The organism is Kurthia sp. YJT4 (assembly GCF_030219945.1).
Taxonomy (GTDB): Bacteria; Bacillota; Bacilli; order Bacillales_A; family Planococcaceae; genus Kurthia; species Kurthia gibsonii.
On sequence record NZ_CP126689.1, the window covers coordinates 1617558 to 1631836 of the forward strand.

Here is a 14279-nt window from a genome sequence, read left to right on the forward strand (position 1 = left end):
TGATAGTAACTAACGAAAGGACTTATTCTTATGCCATTTGATTTAGATCCACAACTACTACTTATGCTACTCATCGCAGGTTTCGCCGCTGCCTTTATCGACTCAGTTGTTGGCGGTGGTGGTTTAATCGGTTTACCTGCTCTCATGTATTTAGGATTAAGTCCTGCTACTTCTGTCGCGACGAATAAACTCGCTGGCATGGTCGGTTCTCTAACTTCTACCATTACATTCTATCGTTCCGGGAAGCTCGACATTAAAGCCGGATTACAATACTTCCCTCTTACATTCTTTGGTGGACTACTCGGTGCTTTCTCCGTCCACTTAATGAATCCTGAACTTTTAAAACCTTTAATGCTTATCATGTTGGCGCTCGTTCTTGTTTACACCATTTTCAAAAAAGATTGGGGCACGATGGAAAAAATCGCGCAACATTCCAAACAAAAAATGTTTACATTCGTCATCATCTTATTTTTAATTGGTTATTATGATGGGTTTTTAGGTCCTGGGACTGGTTCTTTCTTAATCTTCGCCTTTTTAACGATGGGGCATGACTTCTTAAAAGCTGCTGGCAATGCAAAACTGATGAACTTCGGGAGTAACCTTGCTGCACTGTTCATGTTCGCTTTTCTCGGTCAAATTAATTATGCTTACGGTATTCCAATGGCGATTGCTCAAGTATTCGGTGCGATTGTTGGTTCTCGATTTGCTATTCGTCAAGGCTCTGGCTATGTTCGTGTTCTTTTCATTATTGTAACCGTCGTATTATTAGCTAAAAATACATATGATTACTTTTTCAAATAAACGGAAGTTTTGTTATACTGACATCATAAGGAGCTGGTCAACATGAGTATTTTTTTAAAAGCAATATTACAAGAAATGGATAAAATTAAAAAACAAGGTGACGGTACACTTGTGCAATTAACAGAAGAACAATTGTATTTCGCACCTGATTCAGAGTCAAACAGTATCGCTGTACTCGTTCAACATATCGCTGGTAATATGCGTTCACGTAGTACTGATTTCCTCACAACAGACGGTGAAAAACCGTCGCGTGATCGGGATGCAGAATTCACTCATCACAGACTTTCAAAAGAAGAACTTATGCAAGAATGGGATGACGCATGGGCGATTTTTTACGAAACTGTTCATGCACTTTCACAAGAAGACTTACTCCAAATGGTTTCGGTAAAAGGGAAAGAAACACCCGCGATGGCTGCTTTAATGACACAACTTGTGCATTATGCTGGGCATATCGCGCAAATGATGTATGTTGCAAAAATGCAATTACAGGAAGATTGGCAAACACAATCGATTCCAAAGAAAAAATAAACAATTATGAAAATGAGGTTCTTGTAGCCTCATTTTCTTCTATTTTCACAAAAGGGGATGACAGAATTGAAGACATGTTTTGTAATGAGTGATATTCATGGGATGGATGATGCTTTTGAAACACTACTTAAAAAATGGGATCACAAAATGCCACTCATTCTTTTAGGGGATTTAATGGACCGTGGTATGGGTTCACGTCATGTATTAGAAAAAGCATATGAACTTTCAACACAATATAATGTACGTCTTATTCGAGGAAATCATGATCAGATGTTTTTAGATTATATTGATTTAAAAGAAAAGCCCGAACGCTTTTTACGTAATGGCGGCGACGTGACATTACAATCACTTATTTCAGTCGATTTTACGAATTGGTCGCGTGCGCAGGTTGCCGATTACTTAAAAGAACATTATGCAAAAGAGATTACATTTTTACGAAATAGTCGTTACTTTCTTATATTTGGAAAAGTGTTATTCACGCATGCAGGCTTTAATAGTGACTTTGCAGATTTACAACATACAACAGAAGATGAATTCATCTGGATTCGAGAACATTTTAAAAAGCAAAATCAAACGCCCTATGTGAATGTATTTGGCCATACACCAACGCATTACATACATGAGGCTGAAAAGCATTCTATTTGGATGAATGAACAAAAAAGCTACATAGGGATTGACGGTGGCGCTGTATTCGGTGGACAGTTGAATGGTTTGTTACTCGATGAACATGGACAAATTCAACAAGTATTTGAAGTCAAAACACCAAAATTTTCATAATAAAAAGCAAGTGTCATGAAAATTAACGACACTTGCTTTTCTTTTATGCTTCTGACTGTGAATCATCTTTATGCTTTTTATTTTTCTTTAAATGTTCAAATTGACTCTTAATTTTTTCTTTATACGCAGCTACCTTTGCTTTACGCTCTTCTGAACGCTCTGCTGATAATTTTTGACGTGTTTGCTTTTCCATATCTTTTTGTAATTGTTGTGCATGTTCAACTTCTTCAGTTATTAAAGCTGCATCATATCGAACAATACGTGTTTCATGCTCATTTAGTAGTTCATCTAAGAACTTTTCATCTGTTTCTTGTACGAGCGCGATAATGGCTACATCTCCATCTTCTAAACGTGATGTCATCGCCCCAATTAATGATGAGTCCGTTTCCATCTCATCCATTTCTGAAATCGAGCCAACAATTGCACCTACTCCTAAACCGAGCAACATGCCAATTGGACCTCCTAAAATACCAATCAAAGTACCAATTAAGCTACCTTTTAATGCATTTTCATTCGATGTCATATAATCATCTAATGTTTGAAGCTGTACACCATTGCGCTTAATTAAAATTGCATTGGAAATCGTTGTACTCCCAATAACACCTTCACGTTGCTTTAATTGTGTAAATGTTTGATATGCTTCACTCTCTACCTTATTATAACTAACAACAATATTTTCCACTCTACTCTCTCCTCGCTTTTTATATTAACCGAGTTTTCTTACAACTCTCTCCTTTTATACCCTTTCATACCAAAAATACACGTCACTTTCGATATATATATTGACTTTTACGTTACGTTAGACTTTATAGTGGTTTTAGAAAGGAGATGATGATAATTTATAAAATCAAACAATTAGCTGACTTAGTCAGTGTATCTGTTCGTACTCTTCATCACTACGACGCAATTGGTTTATTGCCACCTACAACTGAAAATGATGCAGGTTATCGACTTTATAACGATGAAGCTGTTGATCGATTACAACAAATTTTATTTTTTCGAACACTTGGATTTTCACTCAAACAAATTCAACAGATGATGACACAAGACGCGTACAATCAGCTCGAAGCTTTATATTTTCAAAAACAATTAGTAGATGAAAAAATAAAACAGTTTGAACGTATGGCGCAAACCATTCAGCAAACGATTGAAGCAAAAGAAGGAGGTATTCACATGACAAATGAAGAAAAATTTAATGGATTAGATTTTAAAAAGAATACATATGAACAAGAAGCACGTGAAAAATGGGGAGACGAAGCAGTCAATCAATCCAAAGAACAGATTGCACAATTCAATGATGAAGCCTTACAAGAAAAGTGGCAACAACAATGGACGCGCCTAGCAGCGATTCGCCATGAAGCTGTTGACTCTCCGACTGTTCAACAAGCGATGAAAGAGTTCTATTACTTTTTAAATCAATATTTTGGGAACTATTCAAAAGAGGCCTTTCGCGGTTTAGGTCAGCTGTATGTACAAGACCCTCGTTTTAAGTCACAGATTGATGTGTATGGTGAAGGGTTAACACAATTTATGAGTGAAGCGATGCAACAATTTAAATAAACAAACTTTTTTAGCGTTCGCAACGAAAAAACTGGAACCACGCCACAGCGCGATTCCAGTTTTTCTTCTGCTATATTTTTACACTTACAGTCTCTTTCTCATGAAAATTCAATCTTCTTTTAAACCAAGTAGTTCTGTTTTTGATGGTGATTTTTGTAAATCTTGTTGTAACTCTAAACGTAAACGCTCTGTTTCAAGTTTAAAGTTTTCATTCTTTACATGCTCCAGCTTTAACTGTTTATCAAGCATTTGCTGCTCTATTTTCATTGTGCGTTCTTTAAATTTTAAACGCTTGACATAGACATCACTACCGATTGCTACACAAGCCACGATAATAATCATTACCCACATCATATTGAATCACACCCTTTTTCTATTTTATACGAACGACTCGCAATTAAGTTTCACTATGATTCAGAACACGTTATAATAAAACTAACTCTATTATACAAAAGGATGTTAGATTATGGAAGGTTCAAAGAACGATATTCAATTAACAGAACAAGAAAAAAGTGTCTATACGTATGCATTTCGAGATGAGTTTAAAGGAATGGGCATCGATCCTGCGAAACAAGATTACTACATCGATAAGATTTTAAATGCAAGTGATGAAGCGATTCTTCATTTACGTAAAAATGGCGCGATTGCCATTGCACGTGAAGTAGTACAACCAAACAATATATTTGATGCTTAATATAAAAGAATCGCCCACTCATTGAGCGATTCTTTTTGTATACAGTATATTAAATGGCTATTTTATATTCCACGTTGTATGACTGTATCCTTCTTTTGTCTTACGAACTTCAAGTGTGGCTGGAACCGTTTCTTTTAATTCTGCAACGTGCGAAATAATCCCAATCATACGCCCCGTTTTTTGTAAATCGACTAATGTATCAATTGCTTTTGAAAGTGCTTCTTCATCTAATGTACCAAAGCCTTCATCTACAAACATCGTATCCATTTGGACATTCCCTCGGAAACTTTGAATGATATCACTCATACCTAGTGCTAAACAAAGAGATGCATTAAATTGTTCGCCACCTGATAATGTTTTAACATCACGTTCTTGACCTGTATAAGCATCATATACATCTAAACTCAAACCAGATTGCTTACCATTCGAATCGACGCGCTCACTACGAAGCAGGCGATACTGTCCATTGGTTAATGGCACTAATCGTTCATTCGCCGCTTGTATAATTTGCTCTAAATATTCAATTTGCAAATAACGCTCAAACGAAATTTTTTGTGCATTTTTCCCCGCCATTAAGTCATATAGTTGAATAATTTGACTTGCTCGTTCTTCTAATTGCGCTGACTTCTCTTGCGCCTGTTCTAAATAACGAATAAAGCGAGTAATAGATTGGCGATAGCTTTCAATTTGATGAAGTTGCTTCACGTATAAATCGACTTGTTCTTTTATAGTAAGTAGTTCTTCTTTTAGCACCTCAACATTCTTCTTCTCTGCCTGTGCTAAATGTTGTTGTTTTTCTAAATATTCTTCCGTCGCATAGCGTTCTTTTTCATACTGTGTAATTCGTTCTTGAAGTGCATTCATTTGAGCTGTTTCTAAACGTGCGGCTGTATATTCTTTTCCGTCTTGGAAGCCTGCTGCTAATACTTTTTCTTGTAGTTGTTGTTGCAATTGTGATAGCTGCTCCTGTGCTTCTACATGCTGTTGCTTCATATTTTGCACATTTGCTTCTTGCGTTGTATGTTGTTGCATCGCTACTTCATATGCTTCATTAACTTGTTTTGTTTGTTGCTCATATAGCGCTACTTGCTGTGTAATTTCATGAATCGCTTCATCAACTTGTTGTTTCGTCGCAAATGCCACGGGTAATTGTTGCTTTTTGTCCTGTAATTGTAGCTCTGTTGTATGAACGGTCATTTGGAATTGATTTACTTGTTGTAAACATACTTGCTGTTGTTCACGTAATTGCTCCACTTGTTTGCGGAATTGCGTGAACTGTTGTTGTAATTCCTGCGCCTGTATTTTTTGTTGGTTATTCTTATTAAGAGTTTGTTCAAGTTTTTGAATTGTTTCAACATTTGTTGCTTCATCATATGCAACCGTTACTTGTTGTAATGCCTCCGCCGTTTTTTGCATATCGCTATTTAAAATATCTACTTGTGTTTGAATCTGACGTGCTTTTTGCTCTGCTTGTTGTTGTGTTATTTTAGCTTGTTCAACGATTTCTTTCGTGATTTTCCCTGTTTGTGTTTGTTGTATCTTTTCTTTCACTGTATTTCCACATACGGGACAAATTTCGCCTACAACTAGTTGTTCTGCTAAGACATACGCTTGATTAGCAAGCCATTGTTCTTCTACTTGATGTAGTTTTGTATTTTGCTCTTGTAACTGCGTACTGGCCATGTCATGTTGTGTTGTTAACTCTTTTAGTTTATGGCGCTGCTCTCGCTGTGCAGATAATAGTTGTTCTACTTGCTTTAGCTGTGTTAACTGTTCGTAGTAAGCTGTTTCGTCAATCAACTGCTTCATCAATACATCATACTGTTCCTCTGCTTGCTTTACTCGCGTGATTGCTTGTTGTAATTGGATATCATATTGTTCTTTGTTTGTTGTTGCTTTCGCTAATTGATGTTGCTGTTCTTTATACTGCTGTTCTAATTGATTAACCGCTTCGTAAAATGGTAAAATACGTTGCCATTCACGTAATTGTTCTTTTTGTTTTTCATAAAGAGGCAATTGCTGTTCTATATTCGCCTGTGCTTCTTTTGCTACATTTCTTTTTTCAATCGCTTGTTGTAATTGTTGTTTTGCAAACGCAACACGCTCTGTTAATTGTTCCGTTCGTTTTCGTTGTTCACGAAAAGCTTGCTCATACGGAATAATATGCTCTGCTCGCTCCGCTTGTTTCAACTGCTGTTGAATCGACTCTATTTCCGCTTCGCGTTGTAAAAGCTCTTTATACTTCGCTGCTACTTTTTGATATTCCTCTAATGTTAGGTTAAACTGCTCTGCCGCATGTACCATCTGTTGTTTCTCTGTAAATAGCTGTTGTTTCTCTGCATGAACGGTTTGTACTTTCTTTTCTTCTGCCTCATAGTACACTTGTTCATGTTGTAACCCTTCAATGATTTGTACAGATGATTGATACTCTTTTGCAAATACATGAAATAGTGGGCGATCCGCTTCTGGTAATGTTTCTTTTATTTGACGAATAAATGTTGCACGCTCTGTTTCTAACGCAAGTAATTGCTTTTCAGCTTCTGTTTTTTTATCTTTTAAGCGTTTTGTCATTTCTTCAAAATGTTCTGTTTTAAAGATTTTACGCAGGATTTGCTCCTTATTGCGTGAATCGGACGTTAATAGTTTACGAAATTCCCCTTGCGGTAACATAACAATCTGTTTAAATTGTTCTTTTGTTAAGCCAATAATCTCCTCTAAACGATCGTTCAAATCACGTACACGATGCGAATCAAGTACAGGAATCTCACCCTCATCTGTTATCTCAACAAATTCCGTTTTCTCACCTGTAGCTGTCTTATTTCCTGCTTTTACATGGGCTAATTGGCGTAAAATACGATAAGTCTTCCCCTTCATTTCAAACACTAATTCAATCGCTGTATGCGTATCATCTGCCGCAAAATTACTACGATGTGTTTTCGCATTTTCACGCTCTTCACCACTTACACTTCCATAGAGTGCAAAACAAATCCCATCAAAAATCGTTGTTTTCCCTGCGCCTGTCGCACCTGAAATGACGAAAATTTGATTACCTTGTAGTTTCGTAAAATCAATAGTTTCTTTCTCTTTATATGGACCAAATGCAGTCATACTTAAACGAATTGGCTTCATTATTCTGCCTCTCTTTCTTTACGCAGTTCTTCTTCTACTAATTCTTGAAATAACTGAGTCATCGCTTCATTCGGCTCTGAACCTGTAATTTCAGTGTAGAAGGAATGGAATAAGGTTTCCGTATCCATCGCTCGCTTATTTTCAACAGGTGCTACTTCTAATGCCCCTTTTATAATAGGGCGTTCAATATGCATCGCATTCGGAAAGACCGTACGAATTTTCTCCATTGGTGAAAGAATTGGTGCTTCATCTAGTAATGTCACATACACATAATCTTCACTTGCAGCTAACTTTAATAAATCTTCCATAAATCCTTCGATTCGTCGTAAGTCACGAATCGGTTCTAAAGGAATCTTTTCAATCGCTACATTCCCTTTAGCGTCTAACTCCAGCATGAGAACACCTTTTTGATGGGTTGCTTCAGATACACTATATTTAAGCGGTGAACCACTATAGCGTATTTTTTCATGGGCAACAAAATGCGCTTGATGTAAGTGACCCAGTGCCGTATAGTTGAATTTTTCAAATAAACTCGCATCAATACATTCTGAACCACCAATTGATAATGGGCGCTCTCCTTCATCTGGATTCTCCTGTTGTTCACCATTCTTTGTAACGAAAGCATGGGCGATGCAAACTGAACGATTTGTTGTAGGCTGAATTGCTTCCATAATTGTTTCCATTGCTTGCTGATTCGTATGTACATCCTCTTTTTCAAATACATAGCGAACTTCTTGTGGGTCAGCAAATGGAATCAGATAAAAATCAACAGTTCCATGTTCATCTTCTAAACGAATGGGTGTCATTTCTTTTGCTAGTTTTCCTTTTACATATAAGCCACTTTCTTTAAATAAAGTCGAGCCAAAATCAACACGACTCGTACTATCGTGGTTCCCTGCGATTGCTAAAAGAGGAATTTCACGATTCTTTACAATCTCCTCAAAGACATCATCTAATAGTTGAACTGCTATTACAGGCGGTACGGAACGGTCATATAAATCTCCTGCGATTATAATCGCATCGGGTTGTTGTTCATCAACTACTCGAAGGAATTGTTGTAATATATATTTTTGATCTTCTAACATGGATGTTCCTTGCACAGTTTTACCTAAATGCCAATCAGCTGTGTGTAAAATTTTCAAAGAAAACACTCCTTTTTTTATTTTTATTTAGTTTATCATGTAGTTTGTGCATTTTTTTGTACATCTCTTTCTCTTTTTATTATATACTAAGTAAAAGATTACGAATAATGGAGGTTTTTTCTATGTACATATTCATTTTTGCTCTTTCGGCTTTAATTTTGCTTATTTTGCTTGTGTTCTTCATTATTAAACGTGCAGACCAAACAGCAAAACCTGTATCAAATATTAAGTTGGCTTTCTATCATCAAAATGGAAACCTTGATTTTTACGTTACAACAGATAATGAATTTATTAGTCGCATTCACAATCATCAGTTCAACTTACAAGACGTAGAACGCATTGAAGCAACAGCAGATGAAACCATCGTATTTGAAAAAACACGCGATCATGTACAACTCGATGCAGAAAAAATCGAAAAATTATTCAAAAATCACGTAGGCTATGTGACGTACCAAATCTATTTAAAAAATAACGAAAAAATTGAAGCAGTTGTCGATGTTGCAACGAATAAGCGACCAAAACAACGCGAAGAATTAAAGCAAAGTTTAAATAAATTAACGAATCTATTAAATCAATTAGAGATGAATTAATACAAATAGAATGGGATATACGCGTAAGAACAACCTTTCGTATGAGCATAAAAACTGGAATCGCACTGTAGTGCGGCTTCAGTTTTTTGTTGTAAATGTTATCCAACCTTTTTTCTAAGAAAAAAGGTTGATCTTATTGTACGAATTAACAGCACGCACGCTTCTCTAAACGGAAAGCTAATAATGCCCTGTTTCCCTTTAAACGGCGATGATTCCCTTTCGCGCGCAGTTTTGTCCCTTTCATCGGCGACGATTCCCTTTCGCGCGCGATTTTGTCCCTTTCATCGGCGACGATTCCCTTTCGCGCGCGATTTTGTCCCTTTCATCGGCGGCGATTCCCTTTCACGCGCGGTTTTGTCCCTTTCATCGGCGACGATTCCCTTTCACGCGCAATTTTGTCCCTTTCAAATAATCTAATTCCTTAATGAGCATAAAAAAACTGGAATCGCGCTGTGGCACGATTCCAGTTTTTCGTTGCAAATGTTAAAAAGGGAATTAAAATGTTTTGTCCAACCTGTTTCATTATGATTTGATTAAGAAAAACATGACGATGATAATCACAATTGGTACAACTGTATACATCAGTGTGCGCCATAATGTATACCAACCTGTCGATAGTTGACTACTTGCTAAAAATTCACGTTTTGTAAAGTTCTTGTCTACTTTATACATGATAAATAGTGCGATACAGAGATTTCCTAATGGTAATAATACATTACTCACTAAAAAGTCAGTGGCATCAAAGACTGTTTTACCGAAAACATGAAAATCAGCTAATTTGCTTGATGATAAAGCAGCTGGAATTGCCGCTACAATTACAATAACACCTAAAAACCATGTAATTTTCTTGCGTGCATTCGGATACTTTTCTTGCAGAGCTGCAACAATAATTTCATATAAACTAAACGATGATGTTAATGTCGCAAACAAGAATAATAATAAAAATAGTGCAAAGAATAGCTCACCAAATGGTAACTGTTGAAAAACAGTTGGTAATACAACAAATAATAGCCCTGGGCCTTCAGATGCTTTTAATCCAAAAGAAAACACAACTGGGAAAATTGCAAGACCTGCTAATAAAGATACGAAAATATTCATTAATACAACTGAACCTGCTGCATAAGGTAGACTTTCATTCTTTTTTAAATACGAACTATATGTCACCATACATGAAAATCCAACTGCTAATGCAAAGAAAGCTTGTCCTAATGCATATAAAACTGACTGGAATGTAATCGCTGAAAAATCAGGCTTTAAGAAGAAGGATACCCCTTCCACCGCACCTGGTAATGTCAGTGCACGTACGACTAAAATAACAAAGAAAATAAATAGTAATGGCATCATTACTTTATTTGCTTTTTCAATACCATTTTGAATCCCTAATCCTACTACAAGTACATTAAACAATGTAAAAATAATTAATCCGATAATTGTCATCATCGGTGAACCCGTTACTTCTCCAAATAAAGCACTTGCATCTAAAGATGGCGTGATGATTTGACCGACTAATGCTTTTCCTGTATAAACGGCAATCCAACCACCAATGACGCTATAGAAGGATAAAAGCAAGAAACAACCAACAACGCCTAGTCTTCCAATCCATGTCCATGCTGTTCGCGGTGCCAGCTTTTTATATGCTGATACTGCTTCTTTCTGTGTACCACGTCCAATAATAAATTCCGCAATTAACATCGGTAAACCAATCGCCAGTGTAAACAAGACAAACAGTAAGAAGAATGCTCCTCCTCCACTCGTCCCTGTTACATAAGGTAGTTTCCAAATTGCGCCTAAACCAATCGCAGCTCCTGCTGATGACAGTATAAAGCCTAACTTTGTTGACCACTGTCCTTTTCTCTCATTCATTCAAATGCCTCCATTACTCTACTCAGCTCAGCAATACAAAGGATTGCGAGTTTAAAACTTCTCCTTATTATTTTATCATGTTAAAAAAATAAATTCATTACCGTTTCAACACAAAGAAAAAAGAGGCTAGTTCATTCCCTAACCTCTCTACAATTCCTTATTATGTTCGCTCGTAGCGATTACCTGTATTCATATAAATTAATCCAATGATTGTCGCTAAAATAATGCCAGCTGTTCCTAAAATAAAGTAGATCTCTTGATTCCATAATGCGCCCGGAAGAAAGAGGACAAGGGATAGTGTAATCGCACCTGTCATTTTCGAAAAGTCTTTGCACATGCGTACAGTATTCACTTTTTCCTTTTCTTCTTTTGAAGCTGTATTATAGCCTGCAATGAGCATCTCACCTTTTCCAAGAGCAAAAACAATCGTTAATCCTAGAAATAAAAGAATAACAAGGAAAAGTACAATCATATTTTTTTCACATATTCAGACTTAATATAAAGTGTACCAATACCATCAAATTTACTTTCTAAGTTATGACCATTTGGACCATCAACTAAACGAATTTTCGCTTTTGTGCCAACTTTTAAAGGTCCTGAACCACCTTTAACTTTTAAATCTTTTATAATTGTTACCATGTCACCGTCTTGTAGTTCATTTCCGTTGACATCGCGTGTTTTCGCAGACTCTTCTGCTTCTTTTTGTGATTCAGCTGTCCATTCATACGCACACTCTGGGCAGACGAAAAGATTTCCATCTTCATATGCATACTCTGACTGACATTGTGGACAATTTGGGATATTTGCCAAATTCCTCACCCTTTCTTTTTTCTTCTCTTTTATTATAAAGGATTTTTTAGTTAATTAGGTCAATTATGCTATTTTCGTCAGAAATTCGCCCTATTTTACATAAAAAAAGCGAGACATACAATATGTCTCACTTTTATATTACAAATATAATTCAGCTTATTCTCTCAACAAATCTTCTGATGACTGACTATGTACTATAGTGCTTGTACAGATGAGTTTGTTGCTTCTGCTGATGCTTGCCAATCTAATTGATCTAAGAATTCTAATGTATCTTGATATACTTGTTCGCGTTCTTGACCAAGAGTGATAATGTGACCTGAGTTTGGATACCAAATGATTTCTTTTTCTGTTGTATCTACTGTATCAAAAATGAATGGTGCTGATTCTTGGTATAGTGCATCATCTAGTTTACCTTGTAATACAAGTGTTGGAGTGTCGATTTCACCGATTTCATCGCTTGTATGTTCAATCATTTTTTGAATTTCCATAATTGCGTGGCGATCCATGTTTTCTAACTCTTTTAATTCTTTTGCAATTGTTTCTTCGTCTTTGCCTTCGAATTTTTTATACACTTCAGCGTATTTGTATAAACGCTCGAATAAACCGTCACTTGAACGACGTTTAATTGGTGCACACATTGATACAACACCTTTAACAGGGAATTCCGCGCCCACTTTTAATGTAAACACGCCACCTAATGAAATGCCGACTACTGCGATTTCTTCATAGCCTAAGCTTTTTAAATGATGGTAGCCGCTTGTTACGTCTTCCCACCAATATTTTGCGCCGTAACGAAGAATTTCTTCAGGGCTAACTCCGTGACCACGATACATTGGTGCGTGACATGTATATCCCTTTTTATTTAAAAATTGTCCTAATTTTTTTACATCCTTCGTACTACCAGTAAACCCGTGAAGTAGGAGGACTGCTCTTTTTCCGCCTTCAATTGTAAATGGCTTTGGTGCAAGTAATTTCATTTTATGTGGCTCCTTTTTTCTTAATTTGAACAAATCACTTTTTTGAAAAATTTATTAATTTTATTGTTCGCTCAAATTTTGTTCACATTTTTAACTTACATACACTCTAACACCACATTTTCATAATGTACAGTATATTAGCTTATTATTTTCTATGCATTTTTGTAATAGGTATGATGTCTTGAAATCTCGAGAAATCCTGTTATATCAACGTTCGTGAATATTTTCACACACTTTAAATTTTGTCTACTATTTTCACTTACTTTTCTTTGTTTTTTTAAAATAAAACCTCTAACACATTGATAAGTTGTTACTTTTAAACGTTGATTTTACGTATATAAGACGTATAAATCACTCTTTTTTTAGTATTTTTCTATCATAACACCTATTTTTATTCTAAAAAACAAATCTTCTCGAAAAAGGTAAATGTGTATGAGATTCCTTTGCTTCCCTAAATGATACACGAACATTTTTTATAGCCCCTATTAAGATTTATCATAGATCTTTTCATGCATCGTTTTTATAGATCAGTTCTCTAAAAGTAAAATCTGTACTATAATAGTTATATTGGATACACAAAGGGGGAGTACAACATGAAAGTTTCAACAACAAGATTAGAAAAAGAAGATGCAAAAATTGTTTATCAAGAAACTGCTGGACTTGCGATTATTACAATCCATCGACCACAAGCTAAAAATGCATTAACCGCAAATATGTGGAATGAGCTACGTTTAATTGCGCTACAAGTACTTAAAAATCCAAAGAATAAAGTATTATTAATTCGTGGATCAGGGAATCAATTTACAGCTGGATCGGATATTAAAGAGTTCAATTCCATCTCTTTAGAAGAAGCTGAACAAGCTTTTGTTCACATGGAAAAAACGATTTCAACAATCGAGCGATTAGCCATTCCGACAATTGCCGTTATCAATGGACCCGCAATGGGTGCTGGACTGGAATTAGCACTTGCATGTGATTTACGTATCGGTAGCGATCAAGCTAAGTTAGGTATTCCTGTTGGGAAGTTAGGTATTACATTGAATAATCAGTTTGCCCAACGACTTGTTCAATTAATTGGACCATCTATGACGAAAGATTTAGTGTATACAGGGCGTATGCTTAAAGCAGAAGAAGCCGATCGACTTGGTTTACTTAATTATTTAGTAGCGGAAAAAGATTTAGACCGTTATGCGATTCGAATTGGGAAGCTCGTTGCTTCTATGTCTCCAGCTTCTCTACTTGCAGTCAAACAATCGGTACAAGAGTGTGTGGATTCTGCTCCAAGTCTATGGACAGGCTCAACACCATTTGTTGATTCACATGACTTCCCAGAGGGTGTACGTGCTTTTGTCGAAAAACGTCCTGCTAGATTTACACGTAAAATAGAAGAACAATAAAAAACAAGCTG

The 14279-nt window shown here is 36.1% G+C and carries 15 protein-coding genes; 7 read left to right on the forward strand and 8 right to left on the reverse strand.

Going from position 1 to position 14279, the window contains the following annotated elements; genetic code table 11:
* The first annotated feature begins 30 nt into the window (after positions 1 to 30).
* From QN089_RS07950 to QN089_RS07960, 3 genes are read left to right on the forward strand one after another with little or no spacing between them, the layout of a single operon-like run.
* Positions 31 to 801: a sulfite exporter TauE/SafE family protein gene (locus tag QN089_RS07950; RefSeq protein ID WP_285215029.1), complete on the forward strand. Its 771-nt coding sequence runs from the start codon at positions 31 to 33 to the stop codon at positions 799 to 801.
* A gap of 42 nt (positions 802 to 843) precedes the next feature.
* Positions 844 to 1329: a DUF1572 family protein gene (locus QN089_RS07955; RefSeq protein WP_285215030.1), complete on the forward strand. Its 486-nt coding sequence runs from the start codon at positions 844 to 846 to the stop codon at positions 1327 to 1329.
* Positions 1330 to 1386: 57 nt separating this feature from the next.
* The gene (locus QN089_RS07960) at positions 1387 to 2106 is read left to right on the forward strand and encodes a metallophosphoesterase (protein ID WP_285215031.1); all 720 of its coding nucleotides are present in this window, start codon (positions 1387 to 1389) and stop codon (positions 2104 to 2106) included.
* A 43-nt stretch (positions 2107 to 2149) separates the two neighbouring features.
* Here the strand turns inward: QN089_RS07960 and QN089_RS07965 are convergent, their stop codons facing one another.
* The gene (locus QN089_RS07965) at positions 2150 to 2788 is read right to left on the reverse strand and encodes a DUF1269 domain-containing protein (protein WP_068453265.1); all 639 of its coding nucleotides are present in this window, start codon (positions 2786 to 2788) and stop codon (positions 2150 to 2152) included.
* Between the two features lie 149 nt (positions 2789 to 2937).
* On the opposite strand from QN089_RS07965, the gene QN089_RS07970 reads away from it, so the two are divergent.
* On the forward strand, positions 2938 to 3666 hold the full coding sequence (locus QN089_RS07970; RefSeq protein WP_285215032.1) for a MerR family transcriptional regulator: 729 nt from the start codon (positions 2938 to 2940) through the stop codon (positions 3664 to 3666).
* A gap of 108 nt (positions 3667 to 3774) precedes the next feature.
* Here QN089_RS07970 and QN089_RS07975 read toward each other — a convergent pair whose 3' ends face one another.
* Positions 3775 to 4020 (reverse strand): hypothetical protein, encoded by a 246-nt coding sequence (locus QN089_RS07975; RefSeq protein ID WP_082701406.1) that lies wholly within the window; start codon positions 4018 to 4020, stop codon positions 3775 to 3777.
* Positions 4021 to 4132: 112 nt separating this feature from the next.
* Between QN089_RS07975 and QN089_RS07980 the strand changes: the two genes are divergently transcribed.
* Complete coding sequence (locus tag QN089_RS07980; RefSeq protein WP_068453261.1) at positions 4133 to 4360, forward strand: hypothetical protein; 228 nt, start codon at positions 4133 to 4135, stop codon at positions 4358 to 4360.
* A 57-nt stretch (positions 4361 to 4417) separates the two neighbouring features.
* Here QN089_RS07980 and QN089_RS07985 read toward each other — a convergent pair whose 3' ends face one another.
* Together QN089_RS07985 and QN089_RS07990 are read right to left on the reverse strand one after the other, a co-directional pair.
* The gene (locus QN089_RS07985; protein ID WP_285215033.1) at positions 4418 to 7489 is read right to left on the reverse strand and encodes an AAA family ATPase; all 3072 of its coding nucleotides are present in this window, start codon (positions 7487 to 7489) and stop codon (positions 4418 to 4420) included.
* Positions 7489 to 8631 (reverse strand): exonuclease SbcCD subunit D, encoded by a 1143-nt coding sequence (locus QN089_RS07990; RefSeq protein ID WP_285215034.1) that lies wholly within the window; start codon positions 8629 to 8631, stop codon positions 7489 to 7491. The genes QN089_RS07985 and QN089_RS07990 overlap by 1 nt, the downstream gene beginning before the upstream one ends.
* A gap of 122 nt (positions 8632 to 8753) precedes the next feature.
* Here QN089_RS07990 and QN089_RS07995 point away from each other — a divergent pair, with 122 nt between their 5' ends.
* Positions 8754 to 9221, forward strand: a complete 468-nt coding sequence (locus tag QN089_RS07995) for a hypothetical protein (protein ID WP_068453255.1) — start codon at positions 8754 to 8756, stop codon at positions 9219 to 9221.
* A gap of 522 nt (positions 9222 to 9743) precedes the next feature.
* Here QN089_RS07995 and QN089_RS08000 read toward each other — a convergent pair.
* The 4 genes from QN089_RS08000 to QN089_RS08015 form a co-directional block, all read right to left on the reverse strand.
* Positions 9744 to 11084: a sodium-dependent transporter gene (locus QN089_RS08000; RefSeq protein WP_068453253.1), complete on the reverse strand. Its 1341-nt coding sequence runs from the start codon at positions 11082 to 11084 to the stop codon at positions 9744 to 9746.
* A gap of 160 nt (positions 11085 to 11244) precedes the next feature.
* Complete coding sequence (locus QN089_RS08005) at positions 11245 to 11556, reverse strand: DUF3784 domain-containing protein (RefSeq protein ID WP_068453251.1); 312 nt, start codon at positions 11554 to 11556, stop codon at positions 11245 to 11247.
* The gene (locus QN089_RS08010) at positions 11553 to 11894 is read right to left on the reverse strand and encodes a zinc ribbon domain-containing protein YjdM (protein WP_285215035.1); all 342 of its coding nucleotides are present in this window, start codon (positions 11892 to 11894) and stop codon (positions 11553 to 11555) included. Before QN089_RS08010 ends, QN089_RS08005 begins: the two co-directional genes overlap by 4 nt.
* A 194-nt stretch (positions 11895 to 12088) precedes the next feature.
* Positions 12089 to 12871: an alpha/beta hydrolase gene (locus QN089_RS08015; RefSeq protein WP_068453247.1), complete on the reverse strand. Its 783-nt coding sequence runs from the start codon at positions 12869 to 12871 to the stop codon at positions 12089 to 12091.
* Positions 12872 to 13464: 593 nt separating this feature from the next.
* Between QN089_RS08015 and QN089_RS08020 the strand changes: the two genes are divergently transcribed.
* Positions 13465 to 14268 carry an enoyl-CoA hydratase/isomerase family protein gene (locus tag QN089_RS08020; protein WP_068453246.1) on the forward strand — a complete coding sequence of 268 codons (804 nt, stop codon included), beginning with the start codon at positions 13465 to 13467 and terminating at the stop codon, positions 14266 to 14268.
* The last annotated feature ends 11 nt before the right edge of the window (positions 14269 to 14279 follow it).